The sequence below is a fragment of the Saccharomonospora glauca K62 genome, assembly GCF_000243395.2.
Classification (GTDB): domain Bacteria; phylum Actinomycetota; class Actinomycetes; order Mycobacteriales; family Pseudonocardiaceae; genus Saccharomonospora; species Saccharomonospora glauca.
The window spans coordinates 136,137-153,166 of record NZ_CM001484.1 but is presented as its reverse complement, the minus strand read 5'-3'; the positions used below and the strand labels follow the sequence as shown (position 1 = coordinate 153,166).

Genomic DNA, 17,030 nt, shown 5'->3' with positions numbered 1-17,030 from the left:
GCTCCCGACGGCGTAGGCTGCCGCACCGTGCGGCACGTGACGGTCATCGGCGGCGGCATCATCGGCCTCGCCGTCGCCTGGAAGCTCACCGGGCGCGGCTACCGCGTCACCGTGTTGGAGAAAGAGGACCACTGGGCGGCTCACCAGACCGGCCACAACTCGAACGTCGTGCACGCCGGGCTGTACTACCGGCCGGGTTCGCTGAAGGCACGGCTTTCGGTGGCGGGCAACCGCTCGATGGTCGCCTTCGCCCGCGAGCACGGGGTTCCGGTGGAGGTGTGCGGCAAGCTGGTGGTCGCGACCTCCGAGGCGGAGCTGCCCGCGCTGGGCGTGCTCGCCGAGCGGGCGGAGGCCAACGGCGTGCCCGCCACGATGCTGGAACCCGCGCAGGCCGCGGAGTACGAACCCGAGGTGACGTGCGTGCGAGCGTTGCGCGTGCACTCGACCGCGGTGATCGATTTCCCGGCCGTGTGCCGGGTGCTGGCGACGCTGGCCCGAGACGCCGGTGCGGACCTGCGGTTGAACTCGCCCGCCCTCGGTATCCGCACCGGAGACCGGGGCGGCGTCGAGGTCGCCACACCTCACGGGGTGGTGGCCTCCGACGTGCTCGTCAACTGCGCGGGCCTGCACTCCGACCGCGTCGCCCGGCTGGCCGGGTTCACGCCGTCGGCCCGGATCGTGCCCTTCCGAGGCGAGTACTACACGCTGCGTCCCGAGCGACGTCACCTCGTCCGGGGACTGATCTACCCGGTACCCGACCCGGCCCTGCCGTTCCTCGGCGTGCACCTCACGCGCATGCTCGACGGCAGTGTCCACGCAGGACCCAACGCCGTGCCCGCATTGCGCCGCGAGGGCTACCGCTGGCGGGACGTCTCCCCCGGCGACCTCCTCGACACGCTGACCTTCCCCGGCACGTGGCGGTTCGCCCGTCGCTACGCGTTCCCGGTGGGATGGGACGAGGTGCGGCGCTCACTGTCGAAGCGGCGCTTCGCGGCGAGCCTCGCCCGGCTCGTGCCCGCGGTGACGCCGGACGACATCGTGCGTCACGACTCCGGGGTGCGGGCCCAGGCCTTGCTGCCCGACGGCAGGCTCGCCGACGACTTCCTCGTCGAGGAGAGCCGCGGCCAGGTACACGTGCTCAACGCACCGTCTCCCGCCGCCACGAGCGCGTTGGAGATCGCCTCACACATCGTCGATCGCGTGACCGCCCACGCCTGAGCCACGCACGGGCTCGGCCCCGACTCAACCGCCGGAGAGATTCGCGGACACGTACGGCGCGGCGGCCTCGGCCCGCTCACAGGCCTTCGACGTGTCGAGGAAGTCGCTGCTCGAAAGCGCGACGAAGGACGAGGGAGACAGCTCGGCGGCCAGCATGCACGTCCCCTCGAGGCCGAGCGGGTCGGGGTAGTGCTCCCAGGTCAGGGCGCCGAGGTCCTTCTCCCAATCCGGCTGGACCCCGGCGACGTAGTCGGCCAACGAGATGTCCACGGAGAAGTAGGCGGTGAGCGGGTCCCCGTCGCCGGCCGCGGGATCCCACGTACAACGGGCGGGCATCAACTGCTCGGGTCTGCCGGGCGAGAACTCGCCCTCCTCCCCGTAGCCCAGGGACGTGGCCTGCTCGGGAGTCAGCAGCTCGCAGGGTTGACCGGCGATCCCGGTGGGCTCGGCGGGCTCCGTCGCCTCCCCACTCGGGGCCGAGGAGATCGGGGACGCCGTGCCCGTCACCGTGGTGCCGCATCCCGTCAGCAGCAACGCCGCGAAGCCGAGACCGGCGAGCGCCGTCCTACGCACGTGACCTCCCAGGGTCGCCTTCCGGCTGGCACGCTCAGCGTAGAGGGCACGGAAGGCGACCGGGAGCGTCGCGGGAAATCAGTCTCGCGGCCGAAGCTCGGACATTCCCAGGAACGGGCGCAGCGCCTCGGGAACCCGCACGGAACCGTCGGCCTGCTGGTGGTTTTCCAGGATCGCGACGATCCACCGCGTGGTGGCGAGCGTGCCGTTCAGGGTCGCGGCGATCTGGGGACGACCGTCGGCGTCGCGGTAGCGCACCGCCAGCCTGCGCGCCTGGTAGGTGGTGCAGTTGGACGTCGAGGTCAGCTCGCGGTACGCCTGCTGCGTGGGTATCCACGCCTCGCAGTCGTACTTGCGCGCCGCGCTGGCGCCGAGGTCACCCGCCGCCGTGTCGATCACCCGGTAGGGCACCTCGATCTTCGCGAGCATCTCCTCCTCCCAGGCGAGCAGCTTCTCGTGCTCCTCCTCGGCGTCGGAGGGCTCGCAGAAGACGAACATCTCCACCTTGTCGAACTGGTGGACGCGGATGATGCCGCGGGTGTCCTTACCGTAGGAGCCGGCCTCGCGGCGGAAGCACGACGACCAGCCCGCGTACCGCAACGGGCCGTCCGAGAGGTCGAGGATCTCGTCCGCGTGGTAGCCCGCCAGCGGCACCTCCGACGTCCCGACCAGGTAGAGGTCGTCGTCCGGCAGGCGGTACACCTCCGACGAGTGAGCCCCGAGGAACCCAGTTCCGGCCATGATCTCCGGCCGCACCAACACGGGCGGGATCATCAGCTGGAAGCCCTTCTCGGCCGCCTGCGCCGCCGCCATGTTCAGCAACGCGAGCTGGAGCTGGGCACCGACACCGGTGAGGAAGTAAAACCGCGCGCCCGAGACCTTGGCACCGCGTTCCATGTCGAGAGCGCCGAGCGCCTCACCAAGCTCCAGGTGGTCCTTGGGAGTGAAGTCGAACTCCCTCGGCGTTCCCACGTGCTTGAGCACGACGAAGTCGTCCTCGCCGCCCGCCGGCACGGCGGGGTGCACGACGTTCGGCACCACCCGGTGGAGCTTCTCGAACTCCTCGCTGGCGCGGTTCTGCTCGGCCTCGGCCTCCTTGACCTGGGCAGCGAGCTCCTTGCCACGCGCGAGCAGGGACTCGCGTTCCTCCCCGGACGCCTTGCCGATGCGTTTACCGAGCTGCTTCTGCTCGGCGCGGAGGTTGTCGGCCTTGGCGATGGCGGACCTGCGTTCGGCGTCGAGGGACAGCAGCCTGTCCACAACGCCGACGTCCTCACCGCGGGCGCGCTGCGAGGCGCGCACGACGTCCGGTTCCTCGCGCAGAGTCCTGAGGTCAATCACGGTTAGCCAGGGTAGACCGGGGTGTGGTGGGCCGCGTTCACCTGGTCACTCGTTTCAGGCTCCTCGACCCAACCCGCGCACGAATTCGACCACCACCCCGGCCAGCTCCTCGCCCGCGTCCTCCTGGAGGAAGTGCCCCGCGCCCGCGATGGTGGGGTGCTCCCGCCCCGCCGCACCCGGCATGACGCGCCGCAGGAGCGGCCCGGCGGCCTCGGTGATCGGGTCACCGTCGGAGAACGCGCACAGAAACGGCAGTGACGACGCCGACAGCGTCCTCCACGCCGTTCGGTTGGCCTCGGACGCGGGGTCGTCGGGCCTGGTGGGGACCAACGTGGGCAGCGCGCGCGGCCCCGCCTTGTACGTCTCGTTGGGAAACGGCGCGTCGTAGGCGGCGCGCTCGGCCTCGCTGAGTGTGCGCTTGCAGCCGGACTGCACGAACCGGGCGATGTCGAGCACGGGCGCCTTTCGCACCGCGTCGTGGAACGCCCACCATTGCGGAGGCATGCCGGCGTCCCCCGTGGGGAGCCCGGTGTTCGCCGCGACGACCCCGGCGAAGCGGTCGAGGTTCTCCGCCACGAGACGCAGTCCGATGAGGCCGCCCCAGTCCTGCCCCACGAGCACGACGTCACGCAGGTCGAGGACGTCGAACGCGAAGGCACGCATCCATTCGACGTGCCGCGCGTAGGTGTGATCGGCCACGTCCGTCGGCTTGTCGGAGCGGCCGAATCCCACGAGGTCGGGCGCGACGGCCCGAAGGCCCGCCTCGGCGAGCACGGGGAGCATCTTCCGGTAGAGGAAGGACCAGCTCGGCTCGCCGTGGAGCAGTAGCACGGTGGGTCCGTCGGGCGGCCCCACCTCCACGTAACCGATCCTGATGATCCCGTGCAACGGGTGGTCGACGTCCGCGTAGCGAGCGGGGAAGTCGAAGTCGGGCAGGTCGTCGAACCGGTCCTCGGGCGTCCTCAGTAACCGCACGTGCCACACGGTAGTGGACGATCACGCCCCGAGCGGGTGGCCGCAATCAAGGAGATACGTCCGGTTTTCCGCGGGCCCCCGGCCGGAGGCCCGCGAGCCCGAGAACCTTAGGAGATCGAGACGGCGACCACGAGGCCGAGCGCCAGGTGGGCGGCGGCCACGATGAGGCTCGCCGGCGTGTACCTGTCGTTTTCGAGGGTGGAGCGGACGTCGATGCGCGTCACCCACTCCAACAGCCGCACCGCGATGACCTGGGCGACGATGCCCACCAGGCCGTACACGAGCGAGGTGATGAGGCCCTCCACGAGGTCGCTCGCCGACGCCCAGATGGCCACCACCACGATGAACGCCATCGACACCATTCCCGACGCCGTGATCACCACGGCGTTGGGCAGGCCCCTGCGCACCAACTCGGACAGTTTGCCCGGAGTAGTCAGGTCGATGGCGTAGAAGCCCAACAGCATGAGCACCAGGCCGACGATCGCGTACAGCATGATCGCCCCGATGCCCCTGGCCAGATCGGTACCGAAGGTGTCGGACAGTGCTACGAGCACGAAGGTCTCCCGGGTCGAGTGAGCAAGGTTGCAGGCGTGTCCTATCACGACTGCGGGATGCGGTGCGGGACGAACGCCGCTCCGTCGTCCGTCACCAGCCCCGACGACTCCCGGATACCGAGCCCCGCCGCGTTGTCGCCGACGATCCACGCCCCCAGCACGGGACGGTAGCCGTCGAACTCGGGAAGCGGGTCGAACGCCTGGTAGACATAGCCTTCGGAGCCGTAGACACCACCCGTCTCGGTCTCGTATCCGGGAGCGACGATCTTCACGTTCGCTCCCTCCCGCCCGAGCTTCGGCTTACGCACGTACTCGGTGAGCATGCCGGGCTGGTCGTTGAACGCGGGCAGCAAGTTGGGGTGTCCCGGATAGTTCTCCCACAGGATGCCGAGGAGAGCCTTGTTGGACAGCAGCATCTTCCACAACGGCTCGATCCACAGTGTCTGTGGCAGCGACTCGACGGCGTAGCGACCGAACTCCTCGTCGATCACCCACTCCCACGGATACAGCTTCACGACCGTGTTCATGGGAGCTTCCTCAAGGTCGACGAACCTCTTGAGCAGCGGGTCCCAGCCGATCTCCTCGATCACGAGACCCACCGTGTCGAGCCCGGCCTCCGCCGCGGTCTCCTGGAGATAGGTGACGGTCAGATGGTCCTCGCCCGTGGGGTCGGCGCCCGACCAACTGAAGTGCGCCTCGTTGGAGGGAAGCTTGGCGCCGATGGTCCGCCACCGCTCGACGAGCTGTTCGTGCAGGGAGTTCCACTGATCGTCGTCGGGGTGGACGTCGGCCTTCCAGTACCACTGCACGATGGCGGCTTCGAGCAGAGAGGTCGGCGTGTCCGCGTTGTACTCCAGCAGCTTCGCGGGGCTGCGGCCGTCGTAACGGAGGTCGAACCGACCGTAGACGTGCGGATCGGCACGACGCCACGATTCGGCGATGTGGGGCCACACCCATTCGGGGATGCCGAACTCGGCGTACCGCTCGGCGGTCACGACGTGGTCCACGGCCTCAAGGCACATCGAGTGCAGTAGCTCCACATCGGCTTCGAGCGAGAGCACTTCCTCCATGTCGAGGACGTAGTGCACGGACTCGTCCCAGTACGGACGGGGTTGTCCCGCGCCGTCCCGCGCCGGGGTGCCGAACACGAGCCCCTGTTCGGCGACGATCTTCTCCCACCCCGGTCGAGGCGTTCCCGTCTCCCTGCGCACTGTCTAAGATCCCCCGCCCTTGCCGAAGCTGCCGCCGCTGATGCCGAAACCTCCACGCTGGATGGTGGTGCCCGACTTGGTGCTGATGGACGCGTTGGCGGGACGCGTGTACGTACCGCCGCTCACCTTCTGGCCCACCGTCCCGGTACCGCCGTAGTTGTACCGGTACTGCTGATAGCCCCCACCGGGGGAGGGAATGAACACCCAGCCACCACTGTGGTAGCCGCCGTGGGAGCTCACGTAGCGGTCGTCGCAGTAGTCGTCGTCGACGATGGTGCCGTCGGGGGTGGTGCAGACGGCGGTGACCTCTTCCGGCATGGCGACGACGTACCAGGCGGCCACGAGCCCCACGAGTCCGAGCGTCACGCCACCGCCCGCGAGCACCTTGCGCCGGGTCCGGGCCTTGGCCTCGGCCTCCTCGCGCCGTCTCCGCTCCTCCTCGGCCCTACGCTGGTTCTCCTCGATCGCCTTCATCCGAGCTCGCTTCTCGGCGAGCGTGGGCTCTCGGGGAGTGGTCGTCTCAGGATCCTGGAAACGCATAGAACCGCGCCGTTCCTCATCCTTTTCGTTGTTATCCGTCATCGCGCACTCCAAGACCGCGGACCATGCGGTATGTCACCTTAACCACTCACTCACGGTCGCACGCCGAAACAGGCATGATGGTGCTGATGTCCGACCAACCCGACCGCTCGCCGAACGACTCGGCCCTGCGCACCCGCGTGTTGATGGGGGGTGCCTTTCTCGGTGCCCTCGTCGCCATGACGCTCAGTTGGATCTTCTCCTGGGTACCCGAGAGCCCGCAGCTCGTCGCGCAGCGGCAGGCCGAGGAGAAGGCCGAGCAGGTGGCCAAGGCTCGTGAGGAGGCGTTCCGCTCGCCACCGGGAAGCTGCCTGAATTGGACCACGGTGGACGCCAGCGACGTGCACCGGGTGTCGTGCGACGAGGAACACTTGTTCGAGGTGGTCGGGTTGGCCGACCTCACACCGGAGTACGGGCCGAAGGCTCCCCTTCCGGAGGAGGAGCGGACGTGGCGGGAACTCACCAAGGAATACTGCGGCCCGCTCGTCGAGGACTACCTCGACGGCCCGCTCGACCCCGAGGGCAAGCTGACCATCGGCGTGTTGCGGCCGGACGAGAAGCAGTGGACGGACGGGGACCGCGCCCTGCACTGCGGACTCCAGTGGGTCGGCCCCGGCGGCGGGTTACAGGTGTTGACGGAGCCGGCGAAGGACATCGACCAGTCGAACGTCTGGGAGCCCGGCACCTGTCTGGCGCTGGTCGACAAGAGCGTGGGCGACCCGGTCTCCTGTGACTCGGAACACTCCTACGAGATCGTCGCGACGGTGGACCTCTCCGAGGAGTTCGACTCCTACCCCTCGGAGGACGAGCAGAAGGAGTGGCTGGAACCGACCTGCGCCGAACTCGTGGAGGACTACACAGGCGGCAAGGGTGTCGAGGAGCTGGCCGAGGACGGGCTGATCCTGAGCTGGGACACCCGTTCGAAAGAGAGTTGGAAGGCCGGCTCCAAGCTCGTCAACTGCAAGGTGGGCGCCACCTTGGAGGACCAAAGCGGACTGGCTCCCGTACAGGGCAGCGTGAAGGACAGTAAGGACAAAGACGACAAGAAAGACGACAAGAAGGAGGACGAGAAGGACGGCGCCGAAAAGGACGATCAAGGAGACGGCGCCGACGGCTCCGAGGACGAGAACGGCGACGACGCCGAGGGCGGCGAACCGACCGATCAACCCGACTCACCGGGCGACCAAGAAAACGGAGGCTGACGACCATGCCCGTCGAGATGAGCCGCGCCCGGTTCGAGGAGCTCGTCGCCGACGCCCTGGACCAACTACCGCCCAAATTCGCCGCCGCGATGGACAACGTGGTCATCCTCGTCGAAGATCGCAACGAGGAGGAAGAAGATCTGCTCGGGCTCTACCACGGGGTCGCGTTGACCGAACGCGGTCACGACTACGGTGGGGTGTTGCCCGACCGCATCTCCATCTATCGTGAGCCGATCCTGGCCATCTGCGAGACCGAGGAGGACGTCGTCGAGGAAGTCCTGATCACCGTCGTGCACGAGGTGGCGCACCACTTCGGCATCGACGACGCCCGGCTCCACGAACTCGGCTGGGGGTAGGGGACATGGGTTCCTCCCCGGACTCGTCCGAGGAGACCGGCCACAGTCACGGGGTCACGCGGAGCGTGGACACCGTTCCGAGCAAAAAGCTCCACCTCCTAGTGGGTTCCAGCGTCTTCGCCAACCTCGGTGACGGCATCGCGAAGGTCGCGTTCCCGCTGCTCGCCGTCCAGGTGACGCGGGACCCCTTGCTGATCGGCGGGTTGTCGGCGGCGCAGTTCCTACCCTGGCTGTTGTTCGGCGTCGTGGCGGGCGCGCTCCTCGACCGTGTCGACCGCCGTACCGCCGTCGTCGTGGCCAACACCGTCCGCGCCGTGGTGATCGGCCTTCTCGCCCTCCTCGTCCACTTCGACGCGGCGAGCATCTGGTTGGTCTACGTCGCGGCCCTGGGAGTGGGCATCGCGGAGACGGTGGCCGACAGCGCCACGAACGTGCTGGTTCCGGCGGTGGTGGGACGCAGCGGGCTGGCGAAGGCCAACAGCAAGCTCCAGGCCGCGGAGATCGTGGGGCAGACCTTCCTCGGCGGCCCGCTGGGCAGCCTGACGTTCGCGCTCTTCGCCGCGTTCCCCTTCCTCCTCGACTCGGTGGCCTTCGCGCTGGGAGCCGTCCTCCTGGTGACGTTGCCGGGGACTTACCGCCCGGAGCGCGACCGCTCCGGTTCGAGGTCCGTCACGGCGGAGGTGCGCGCGGACATCGCGCAGGGCCTTCGCTGGGTCCTCGGACATCCCGTTCTGGGACGCCTGGTGCTGGTGGTGGGGATGGTCGGGCTCGTCAGCGAGATGGCTCAGGCGCAGCTCGTGTTGTACGCGCTCACCGACCTCGGCCTCAGTGAGGCGGCGTTCGGCGTGTTCGGCTTCACCGGCGGCATCGGTGGGCTGCTCGGCGCCACCGTGGCGTCCCGGCTCATCGACCGCCTGGGCAGTACCGCCGCCCTCACCTCCGGCCTGGTGACCGCCGGAGCGGCTTTCCTCGCGATGGGCCTGGTGAGCAACCCCGTCGTGGCGAGCTCGCTCTTCGGGGTCTTCGCCGGGGCGGTCGTGCTCGTCAACGTCCTGCTCGCCACCGCCCGTCATCTCCTGGTGCCGGAGGAGTTGCTGGGCCGGGTAATCGGTGTGTGGCGCACGGTGGCGTGGGGCGCGCTGCCCCTCGGCGCGCTCCTCGGTGGTCTCACCACTCGGCTGTTCGACTCCGCGAGCACGACGTTCGCTCTGTCGGGAGCGGGGTTGTTGCTGGTGGCGCTGGTCGCGTGGGCCTCGGTCCGCGCCCACGACCTCACGCCCGCTCGCCGCTCCTGACGGCCCGCACCCACTCCGCCGCGGCGGCGAAGTCGGAGTCAGTGGCCGTGGCGCTCACGGTGGCGCGCACGCCGTCGGCCCTCGGGTGCGAGCCGAGGAAACGCACCTCGCAACGTCGTCTCAAGGCCGCGAGCGCATCACCGACACGGGCCTCGGCGATGTGGCCCTCGAAGTCGAGGAAGAACCGGTAGAACCCGAAGTTGCCCTTGATGGGACGCGCGTCGAGGCGGGTCAGGTTGATCCCCCGCAGAGCGAGTTCGTTGAGCAGTTCGGCGAGCGCACCGGTGCGGTTGGCCATGGAGGCGACGATCGAGGTCCGGTCGGCGCCCGTCGGCTCGGGCGGCGGGCACGGCGGGGAGAGCAGCAGGAAACGGGTGCGCGCGTCGGGTACGTCGGCGACCCCTTCGGCGAGCACCTTCAAGGGGTAGGTCTGCGCGGCGACGGGCGCGGTGACGGCCGCGTCGTACTCGCCGTCGCGCACGGCGACGGCCGCCGCGGCCGTGGACGAGGCGACGACCACCCTCGCCTCCGGAAGGTTGCGTTCGAGCCAGTGCCTGACCTGGGCGAGTGCGTGGGGATGGCTGGCGACGGTGCGAACGGTCCTCACCTCCGGCCGCGTCAGCACCGTGAAGTGCACCGGCAGCAGCGCCTCCGCCACCGCGACCAGGGGAGAGTCCTCGGCCAGCCCGTCGAGCGTCGCCGTGACGGGACCCTCCACGGAGTTCTCCACCGGCACGCACGCCAATTCGGCGTCGCCCTTGCGCACGGCCGTCATCGCGGCGGGAATCGTCTCCATCGGCACGAGCTCCTGCCCGGTGGAAAGACTCCGGGCGGCCTGCTCGGTGAACGTCCCGGCGGGGCCGAAGTAGGCGATACGCGACATGGACCAAAGGCTACGCGGCACACGGGATGAGACGATCCTCACCCATGTCGCGCGTCCAGCCGACTGGATACCCGGTTACCTGGGATCTGGATTTTTGCCATGCTGTTAGCGTGACCGCCGAATCAGGCACGCACACGTGGAACGGCACAGGCGCAACGACCTCTCCCGCGCTCCCGGAGCTGGTGTTGTGCGCACTCGACGACTCCCTCGCGACGGCCTGGCACAGCGTCGCCGAGACCGTGAACGGCCCCTTGCGGGTGCACAGAGGTTCGGTATTGGACGTGCGGGCACAGGCCGTGGTGAGCCCCGCCAACAGCCACGGTTGGATGCGGGGCGGGGTCGACGCCGTGTACGCGCAGGCATTCCCCGGCATCGAGCAACAGGTACGCAGCACGATCCTCGCCTACCACGGCGGTGAGCTGCCGATCGGCGAGGCCGTCGTCGTCCCCACCGGCGAGGCCATGCCCGAATGGCTGATCAGTGCTCCCACCATGCGTGAGCCCGGCGAGCGACTGCCCGACGACACGGTCCACCCCTACCTGGCCGCGCGCGCGGTGTTCCTGCTGTGGCGAGACGGCCAGTTCGAGAACGGCACGCGCTTCCGCGACGTCGTCGAGACCATCGCGATGCCGGGTCTCGGTACCGGGGTCGGCGGGGTGTCGCCGCGGACGTGCGCGCACCAGATCGCCGCGGCGTGGAACGAGGTCTTCGGCGACCGTTGAGGGCCGTTTCCGCGAGGACGGCCCTCAACGGTCCAAAGGCCTAGACCCGGACCACCCCGCCCGGCGGGGGCACGCTGGAGCTTTGCCGGTTCGCCTGCTCGATCTGGTTCAGCGACTCGCCGAGGTCGATGAGCACGGCGATGAGACGGGTGATGACGAGCGCGAGCCGGGAGACCTTGCCCGCGATGTCCATGGCCGCCTTGGCGATGTTGGCGATGGCGGCGGGGATCGCCGTCACCGCCAGCGGCGGGACCAGGCACTTCACGGCCGCGCTGACGAGGCTGCCCGCAAGGTCGGCGAGGATGTCGCGCACCATGTTGCGCACCGACGCGACGACGTCCTTCATCTTCATCGCCGCCTCCTTGACGGCGTTCGCACCCGCGTACGCCCCCGACAACGAGGCTTGGACGTTGGCCGCGGCCTTGCGATAGGCCTCGGCGGCGTCCCCCTTCCAGTGCGTCTGCCCGTTGACGGCCTCGCCGATGGCCCCGTACTGGCTTTCCAGCCGCTCGGCGATGTTGCCCCAGGTGTTCGCGTAGCTCTCCACGATCGCCGGCTCACCGGTGAGACCGTGCAGCACCATCCGCAGCGGTTCGAGATGCTCCATCATCCAGCCGGCGAGCTGACCGGCCACGGCCGCGATCGGGTCGCCGATGGCACCGACCACGTCGGCGCCCACGATGAGCGCATTGGGGATGCCCGCCGCGTAGTCACCGCTGCTGATCTGGTTGTAGGCGTCCCACGCCGTGCCGATGGAGGTCCCGGCGGTGAGTTCGTAGGCGGAGCCCATGTTGTCGAACTGACCGCCCATGGCTCCCGCGGCGATACCCACGGGCAGCATCGCGGGGTTCGCCAACCCCAGCATCAGCGCACCACCGGCCGCGGCCTTGGTGGGGCTCTGCAGCGAGTCGTACGTGTCGCGAGCGGTGATCCCGTCGTCGATCAACCCGCTGTCGGCCAGCTCCTTGCTCGGCTGCTCGTCGAGGATTCCCATTTACCTGCCGTCTCTCAGACCGTGACGATGTCGGTACGGTCGATGTCGTCCTTCGGGCGCTGGAGCCGGTCCCGGCCCTCCTTTTCGCCCGCCTCGTACTTCTCGGCGGCGGCCTTCAGCTTGTCCGCAAGGCCTTCGAGGTGGTCGCTGATCGAATCGATGAGGCTCGCCACCCGCTCCTGAGCGTCCTTCAGAGCGTTGGGCAGGAACATCATCCGCGGAATGGCGCCGTAGGCGTCGTCGAGCCCGGCCACGTAGTGTCCGGCCTGGCCCGCCTCGGCCACCTGCGACTTGATCGTCCCGATGCTCGCCGCATGCTCTCGTAGCTGTTCGGGGTCGACCTGGTATCCGGGCGCACCCACGTTCGTCCTCCTCCGTCGAAGCTGTCTTCCGCCTCCGCCTCAGCGCCGCAGTATCGGACCGCCGAAGTAGTCATCACCGTCGTCGTCGGACCTGGGACGCCGCTGAGGGCGGGGCGGTTCCGCGCGCGGAGGCGCGGGCGGTTCCTCGGCCGGCACGCCGAGGTTCATGGTGCGGGGCTGCGGGGTGGGAGGTTCCTCCTGGACGGGCTCGGTGAACCGCTCGCGGTAGTTCTGCACGATGTCCCGCCCCGCGGCGTCGTCCCCCACGGTCGCCAAGGTGAGTTGGGTCACCTCTTCCCGGAGTTTGGCCTGCGCCTGCCGCAACGTCTGCATCAGCGTCCGGGAGAGCTGCGAGGGGTCGAGGCCCCGCCCCCGCTCGGTGATCGTCAACTCTGTGGGGACACCGTTGGAGTCGACAGTGACTCGCGCCACTCCGTCGGGCGACTGCGCGGACACCGACACCGAGCCGAGGCGTCCTTGCAACTCGGTGTACTGAGCTGCCTTGCGCTCCAGATCCTTCGCCCAATCGGTGAGGTCCTGAGCGACCTTCATCGGATCGGAAGCACGCGGATCGGGTGTGTTCACTGATGACACCTCTTGTTCACGAGACCGGGTGACAGAACACGGTAACGGAACACGCGCGGCCGTAGTGACGATCGCGGGTGTAGAACGTCACAGCCCGCCACGGCCTCGAAAGACCTAACGTTGAATGCGCGTTAAGCGCAGTTAAAGCAGATGTACGCGCCAGGCCCATCGACGGGCGAGGAGTGACCGAATGGCACCACGGGTCCGAGAGCGCAGCCCCTACGTCGAACTACAACGCGATCAGTGGCGCGAGCTGCGCCGCTCGACCCCGTTGCCATTGACGGCCGAGGAGCTGGATCGGCTGAGAGGCCTGGGTGAACAGATCGACCTCAACGAGGTCGCCGAGGTGTACCTGCCGCTGTCTCGCCTGATCAACCTGCAGGTGGCGGCCCGTCAGCGCCTGTACGAGGCGACCACCACCTTCCTCGGCGAGGACGCCCACGGCACCAAGGTCCCGTTCATCATCGGCATCGCGGGCAGCGTTGCGGTCGGCAAGTCCACCACCGCTCGTATCCTGCGGACCCTGTTGGCCCGGTGGCCCGACCACCCAAGGGTCGATCTCGTGACCACAGACGGCTTCCTCTACCCACGCGCCGAACTCGTGCGCCGAGGCCTGATGCACCGCAAGGGCTTCCCCGAAAGCTACGACCGTCGGGCGTTGCTGCGGTTCGTCACCGAGGTGAAGTCGGGCGCCGAGGAGGTCAGGGCCCCGGTCTACTCCCACCTGGCCTACGACATCCTCCCCGGCGAGGAGCAGGTGGTGCGCAGGCCGGACATTCTGATCCTCGAAGGACTCAACGTCCTGCAGCCCGGCCCCAGGCTCACGGTCTCGGACCTGTTCGACTTCTCCATCTACGTGGACGCCCACACCGCCGACATCGAGCAGTGGTACATCGAGCGGTTCCTCAAACTGAGGCACACCGCGTTCTCCGACCCCGCCTCGCACTTCCACCACTTCGCCAACCTCCCCGACGACGAGGCCAGGGCCGAGGCCCGACACTTGTGGAAGACGATCAACGAGCCGAATCTCATCGAGAACATCCGTCCCACCCGGCCACGGGCGACGCTGGTGTTGCGAAAGGACGCCGACCACTCAATCAACCGGGTACGACTGCGCAAGCTGTAGGAATCACCCGGTCCGGTGGCTTTCCGAGTGGTTGACCTTCGCGTATGGCTCGACCATGACCGGTGTGAGCAAAAGCTCGACCGCCCCGCTTGTCAGCGTTCTCGGTCCACTCCGCATCAGTCGGCGTGGGGCCGAGCAACCCGTCACCGACAAGGCCATGCGCGTGGTGGCGTCGGCTCTCGTCGCCGACGCCAACCGCGGCGTGTCCACCGACACCCTCGTCGACCTCGTATGGGCCCCGCACGAGCGGCCGACCAACCCGCTCGACGCCCTTGAGACTCGAATCACCAAGCTGCGCACGCTGCTGACCCCCGAAGCCGATCTCACGTGGACGGCCGGCGGGTGCGTGCTGACCATCGAGCCCGAACTCATCGACGCGGTGTGTTTCGAGCGGATGATCGAGGCGGCCCGCTGGTGCACACCACACGGGGCGATCTCCACGCTCGAACACGCACTCTCGCTGTGGCGCGGGGATCCGCTGCCCGACCTGTGTCGCGACGGTGTGGACCACCCCGAGAGCGTGCGGCTGCGGCAGCTGCGGGCCCGCGCCATCGAGGATCTCGCCGTGTACGAGCTCGAAGTGGGTTCCGTCGAGGACGCGGCGGGGCGGCTGCTCGCGTTGCTGTCGGCGGAACCGCTGCGGGAACGCGCCTGCGGTCACGCGATGTGGGCGTTGCACCGGCTCGGCATGACCGACGACGCCGTCACCTGTTACGACCAGCTCGTCGAGCGGTTGGAGGACGAGCTCGGGGAGGGTCCGAGCACCGAGCTGCGCGAGACCTATCGCTCCGTCACGGGCCGGGAACCTCCCTCGCCGAACACCGCCGCGACGAGTCGGGTCGACACGACGTTCCTCGGTCGCACCCACGAACTGGCTCGACTGTCCACAATGATGCATCGGGACCGGTTCGTCACCGTGACGGGACCCGCGGGTTCCGGTAAGACTCGCCTGGCGCTGGAAGCACTGTCCACGACGGAGGTTCCAGCCACATTCGTACGCCTGTCCACATGCGATTCTCGCGAACTGCACGGGACGGTGGCCGCGGCGTTGGGGGTGCACGCGCGCGGACTCGACGACACCACCGACGACCTTCCCACGGTGCTCGCCGAGTACCTGTGCGGACGCCGTCACGTGCTGGTGCTCGACGGTTGCGAACACCTGCTGACGTCCGTGCGCGCGCTCGTCCGCAAGCTACGGTCCCGGTGCCGGGACGTCACCGTCGTGGTCACGAGCCGAGTACGACTCGGCCTGGCGGGCGAGCAGGTGCTGCCGCTGGGACCGCTGGCGCGGGACGGGGTGCGCGATCCCCTGCTCTCGCGGGCCGGGAACTTGTTCCGCGATCGAGCCCGCCGCGTGAAGACCGACTATCCCCGCGACGAGCGGGAGGCCGAGGCGGCGCGGACCGCACTGCGTCACACGGCCTGCCTCCCGCTGGCCCTGGAGGTTCTCGCCGGGCACGTGGTCGCCGACGACTGGACGATGCCGGCCACCTGGCCGACCGACCTCGTCGAATGGTCGTGCTCTCGGCTCACTCCGGCTCAGCGCGAACTGCTCGGCGCACTCACCGTGTTCGGCGCGGACGCCCCCACCGACGCGGTGAGGAGGGTGGTGGACGCCGACGGCACCGTGGACGACACCCTCGCCCAGCTCACCCGCGCGGGGTTGCTCGGCACCACCGAGGATGCGCGCCACCGGCTGCCCGACCTCGTGCGCAGGCACGCCACACAGTGGTTCACGGGCACGGAGGCCGAGCACAAGGCCAGGCAGCGGCACGCGCTGTGGTGCGTCGACGCGATCACCGACGCCGTGGCCCACCTCCCCACCGACGACCTCGCGAGCTTCGAGCGACTGCGCCGGATGGAGGACGACGTGTGCGCCGCGCTGCGCTGGGCCGTCCGGGAGGAACCGGCTCTGGCGGCGGAGCTGACCGGGCTGGTCGGTGCCCTCACCGTCTATCGTCCGGTACCCAAGTTGTTGCCGTGGCAACTCGCCGTGGCGCGCGCCGTCGACCCCCGCCTGTCCCGCCACGCCCCGGCCGCGGCGTCGGGAGCGGACGCCGCGCTGCGGTGCGGCCTTCCCGAGGAAGGCCTGCGGCTCGCGGCCCGCGCCGCGGAGCTGGCCTCCACACCGCGACAACACTGGGCGGCCGTGCACACCCTCGTGTGTGCCTACTACGACCTCGGCGACGACGACCGCGCGGCCACGGTGTGCCACGAGCTGCTCGCGCTGCCCGACCTCCCCGACCAGCACAAAGCCGACGCGCACGCCTTCCTGTCGCTCGTGGCGGCTCGCGGCGGGCACCACCCCGAAGCCCTCCGCAACGCCGAACTCGCGACCCGGTTCGCCCACGAATCCGGTTCCGCGCGACGCGTCGCCCTCGCCGCCTACGCCGAGGGCCTCGCGACGCGCCTCACCGACCTCGGCAAAGGCGCGCACCTGCTGGCGCGGGCACGGGCCAAGGCCAAGACCGCCGAGGCCACCTGGATCACCGCGTCGGCGGGAACCGCGCTGGCGGACGCGCTGCTCACGCTTGGCCGCGTGCCCGAGGCGGCCAAGCTGCTGCAACTCACCCTCGACGACTGGCACCGTATGCGGGCGCCCCGTCCCTTGCGGGCCTGCGTGGACGTCGGACTGCGATGCGTCGCCTTCGCCAGTGGGAGGAGCGCCGCCGCGGCGTTGGCACGGGCACAGGCGGAACGCAGTACGTCCGAGAACCTGGCGCTGGCCAGAACCGCTCGGGCCGTGGCGAAGTCGTTGGCGAGCACGTTCGGCGCCGCGCATCCGTAAGGCCTTCGGCCGATCGGCCGAGCCGCCCCGAGAGCTCTAACCACTTGGCCGATACCCCCTAGATCACTCGCCCGTGACCCTGGAGGAAGAACGACACACAGACGTTTCGAAAGGCGACAACGATGCTTGCGGACATTCTGACCTGGGTGGGAGCGGCACTGGGCATCACGGTGCTGACGGCGATGGCCTTCGGCGGCGTGGCCCTGGACTACGGCGAAAGGCGCGGAGCGCGCCGGGCCCGCGGCTCGAACACGCCGGCCCCGTGA

General features: G+C 69.1%; 18 protein-coding genes. 8 read left to right on the top strand and 10 right to left on the bottom strand.

Annotated features, from left to right (window positions below; genetic code table 11):
• Positions 1 to 27 precede the first annotated feature (27 nt).
• Positions 28 to 1,218, top strand: a complete 1,191-nt coding sequence (lhgO, locus tag SACGLDRAFT_RS00755) for an L-2-hydroxyglutarate oxidase (RefSeq protein WP_005460925.1) — start codon at positions 28 to 30, stop codon at positions 1,216 to 1,218.
• A 24-nt stretch (positions 1,219 to 1,242) separates the two neighbouring features.
• Here lhgO and SACGLDRAFT_RS00750 read toward each other — a convergent pair whose 3' ends face one another.
• The 6 genes from SACGLDRAFT_RS00750 to SACGLDRAFT_RS00725 all read right to left on the bottom strand — a co-directional run bounded on the left by SACGLDRAFT_RS00750 (position 1,243) and on the right by SACGLDRAFT_RS00725 (position 6,454).
• A complete protein-coding gene (locus tag SACGLDRAFT_RS00750) occupies positions 1,243 to 1,791 on the bottom strand; it encodes a DUF3558 family protein (protein ID WP_005460921.1) in 549 nt (182 codons plus the stop codon).
• A gap of 78 nt (positions 1,792 to 1,869) precedes the next feature.
• Entirely contained in the window at positions 1,870 to 3,132 is a 1,263-nt protein-coding gene (gene serS / locus SACGLDRAFT_RS00745; RefSeq protein ID WP_005460919.1) for a serine--tRNA ligase, read from the bottom strand.
• Positions 3,133 to 3,186: 54 nt separating this feature from the next.
• Positions 3,187 to 4,107, bottom strand: coding sequence for a haloalkane dehalogenase (locus tag SACGLDRAFT_RS00740; protein WP_040919468.1), 921 nt, complete (start codon positions 4,105 to 4,107; stop codon positions 3,187 to 3,189).
• A gap of 107 nt (positions 4,108 to 4,214) precedes the next feature.
• Positions 4,215 to 4,661: a DUF350 domain-containing protein gene (locus tag SACGLDRAFT_RS00735; protein ID WP_005460914.1), complete on the bottom strand. Its 447-nt coding sequence runs from the start codon at positions 4,659 to 4,661 to the stop codon at positions 4,215 to 4,217.
• 44 nt (positions 4,662 to 4,705) lie between these two features.
• Complete coding sequence (locus SACGLDRAFT_RS00730; RefSeq protein ID WP_005460912.1) at positions 4,706 to 5,872, bottom strand: glutathionylspermidine synthase family protein; 1,167 nt, start codon at positions 5,870 to 5,872, stop codon at positions 4,706 to 4,708.
• A gap of 3 nt (positions 5,873 to 5,875) precedes the next feature.
• Entirely contained in the window at positions 5,876 to 6,454 is a 579-nt protein-coding gene (locus SACGLDRAFT_RS00725) for a hypothetical protein (RefSeq protein ID WP_005460909.1), read from the bottom strand.
• A 74-nt stretch (positions 6,455 to 6,528) separates the two neighbouring features.
• Between SACGLDRAFT_RS00725 and SACGLDRAFT_RS00720 the strand changes: the two genes are divergently transcribed.
• From SACGLDRAFT_RS00720 to SACGLDRAFT_RS00710, 3 genes are read left to right on the top strand one after another with little or no spacing between them, the layout of a single operon-like run.
• The gene (locus SACGLDRAFT_RS00720; RefSeq protein ID WP_040918341.1) at positions 6,529 to 7,653 is read left to right on the top strand and encodes a septum formation family protein; all 1,125 of its coding nucleotides are present in this window, start codon (positions 6,529 to 6,531) and stop codon (positions 7,651 to 7,653) included.
• Positions 7,654 to 7,658: 5 nt separating this feature from the next.
• A complete protein-coding gene (locus SACGLDRAFT_RS00715) occupies positions 7,659 to 8,009 on the top strand; it encodes a metallopeptidase family protein (RefSeq protein ID WP_005460904.1) in 351 nt (116 codons plus the stop codon).
• 5 nt (positions 8,010 to 8,014) lie between these two features.
• A complete protein-coding gene (locus SACGLDRAFT_RS00710) occupies positions 8,015 to 9,304 on the top strand; it encodes an MFS transporter (protein ID WP_005460903.1) in 1,290 nt (429 codons plus the stop codon).
• Here SACGLDRAFT_RS00710 and pheA read toward each other — a convergent pair.
• The gene (gene pheA, locus SACGLDRAFT_RS00705) at positions 9,282 to 10,187 is read right to left on the bottom strand and encodes a prephenate dehydratase (protein ID WP_005460900.1); all 906 of its coding nucleotides are present in this window, start codon (positions 10,185 to 10,187) and stop codon (positions 9,282 to 9,284) included. The two genes, SACGLDRAFT_RS00710 and pheA, sit on opposite strands and share 23 nt — an antisense overlap.
• A gap of 110 nt (positions 10,188 to 10,297) precedes the next feature.
• Between pheA and SACGLDRAFT_RS00700 the strand changes: the two genes are divergently transcribed.
• A complete protein-coding gene (locus SACGLDRAFT_RS00700; protein ID WP_040918338.1) occupies positions 10,298 to 10,909 on the top strand; it encodes a macro domain-containing protein in 612 nt (203 codons plus the stop codon).
• 40 nt (positions 10,910 to 10,949) lie between these two features.
• Here the strand turns inward: SACGLDRAFT_RS00700 and SACGLDRAFT_RS00695 are convergent, their stop codons facing one another.
• From SACGLDRAFT_RS00695 to SACGLDRAFT_RS00685, 3 genes are read right to left on the bottom strand one after another with little or no spacing between them, the layout of a single operon-like run.
• A complete protein-coding gene (locus SACGLDRAFT_RS00695; protein WP_005460889.1) occupies positions 10,950 to 11,903 on the bottom strand; it encodes a hypothetical protein in 954 nt (317 codons plus the stop codon).
• 14 nt (positions 11,904 to 11,917) lie between these two features.
• Positions 11,918 to 12,265 (bottom strand): type VII secretion target, encoded by a 348-nt coding sequence (locus SACGLDRAFT_RS00690; RefSeq protein ID WP_005460887.1) that lies wholly within the window; start codon positions 12,263 to 12,265, stop codon positions 11,918 to 11,920.
• Between the two features lie 39 nt (positions 12,266 to 12,304).
• Positions 12,305 to 12,850 carry a YbaB/EbfC family nucleoid-associated protein gene (locus SACGLDRAFT_RS00685; RefSeq protein ID WP_005460886.1) on the bottom strand — a complete coding sequence of 182 codons (546 nt, stop codon included), beginning with the start codon at positions 12,848 to 12,850 and terminating at the stop codon, positions 12,305 to 12,307.
• A 190-nt stretch (positions 12,851 to 13,040) separates the two neighbouring features.
• Here SACGLDRAFT_RS00685 and coaA point away from each other — a divergent pair, with 190 nt between their 5' ends.
• The 3 genes from coaA to SACGLDRAFT_RS22435 all read left to right on the top strand — a co-directional run bounded on the left by coaA (position 13,041) and on the right by SACGLDRAFT_RS22435 (position 17,030).
• Positions 13,041 to 13,976, top strand: a complete 936-nt coding sequence (gene coaA, locus SACGLDRAFT_RS00680) for a type I pantothenate kinase (RefSeq protein ID WP_005460885.1) — start codon at positions 13,041 to 13,043, stop codon at positions 13,974 to 13,976.
• A gap of 55 nt (positions 13,977 to 14,031) precedes the next feature.
• Positions 14,032 to 16,764 carry an AfsR/SARP family transcriptional regulator gene (locus SACGLDRAFT_RS00675; RefSeq protein WP_005460884.1) on the top strand — a complete coding sequence of 911 codons (2,733 nt, stop codon included), beginning with the start codon at positions 14,032 to 14,034 and terminating at the stop codon, positions 16,762 to 16,764.
• A 122-nt stretch (positions 16,765 to 16,886) separates the two neighbouring features.
• Positions 16,887 to 17,030 (top strand): hypothetical protein, encoded by a 144-nt coding sequence (locus SACGLDRAFT_RS22435; protein WP_005460883.1) that lies wholly within the window; start codon positions 16,887 to 16,889, stop codon positions 17,028 to 17,030.

Coding starts and splice junctions, on each gene's coding strand:
- SACGLDRAFT_RS00725 (WP_005460909.1), bottom strand. CDS start 6,454: ATGACGGATAACAACGAAAAGGATGAGGAACGGCGCGGTTCTATGCGT.
- SACGLDRAFT_RS00720 (WP_040918341.1), top strand. CDS start 6,529: ATGATGGTGCTGATGTCCGACCAACCCGACCGCTCGCCGAACGACTCG.
- SACGLDRAFT_RS00715 (WP_005460904.1), top strand. CDS start 7,659: ATGCCCGTCGAGATGAGCCGCGCCCGGTTCGAGGAGCTCGTCGCCGAC.
- SACGLDRAFT_RS00710 (WP_005460903.1), top strand. CDS start 8,015: ATGGGTTCCTCCCCGGACTCGTCCGAGGAGACCGGCCACAGTCACGGG.
- pheA (WP_005460900.1), bottom strand. CDS start 10,187: ATGTCGCGTATCGCCTACTTCGGCCCCGCCGGGACGTTCACCGAGCAG.
- SACGLDRAFT_RS00695 (WP_005460889.1), bottom strand. CDS start 11,903: ATGGGAATCCTCGACGAGCAGCCGAGCAAGGAGCTGGCCGACAGCGGG.
- coaA (WP_005460885.1), top strand. CDS start 13,041: ATGGCACCACGGGTCCGAGAGCGCAGCCCCTACGTCGAACTACAACGC.
- SACGLDRAFT_RS00675 (WP_005460884.1), top strand. CDS start 14,032: ATGACCGGTGTGAGCAAAAGCTCGACCGCCCCGCTTGTCAGCGTTCTC.
- SACGLDRAFT_RS22435 (WP_005460883.1), top strand. CDS start 16,887: ATGCTTGCGGACATTCTGACCTGGGTGGGAGCGGCACTGGGCATCACG.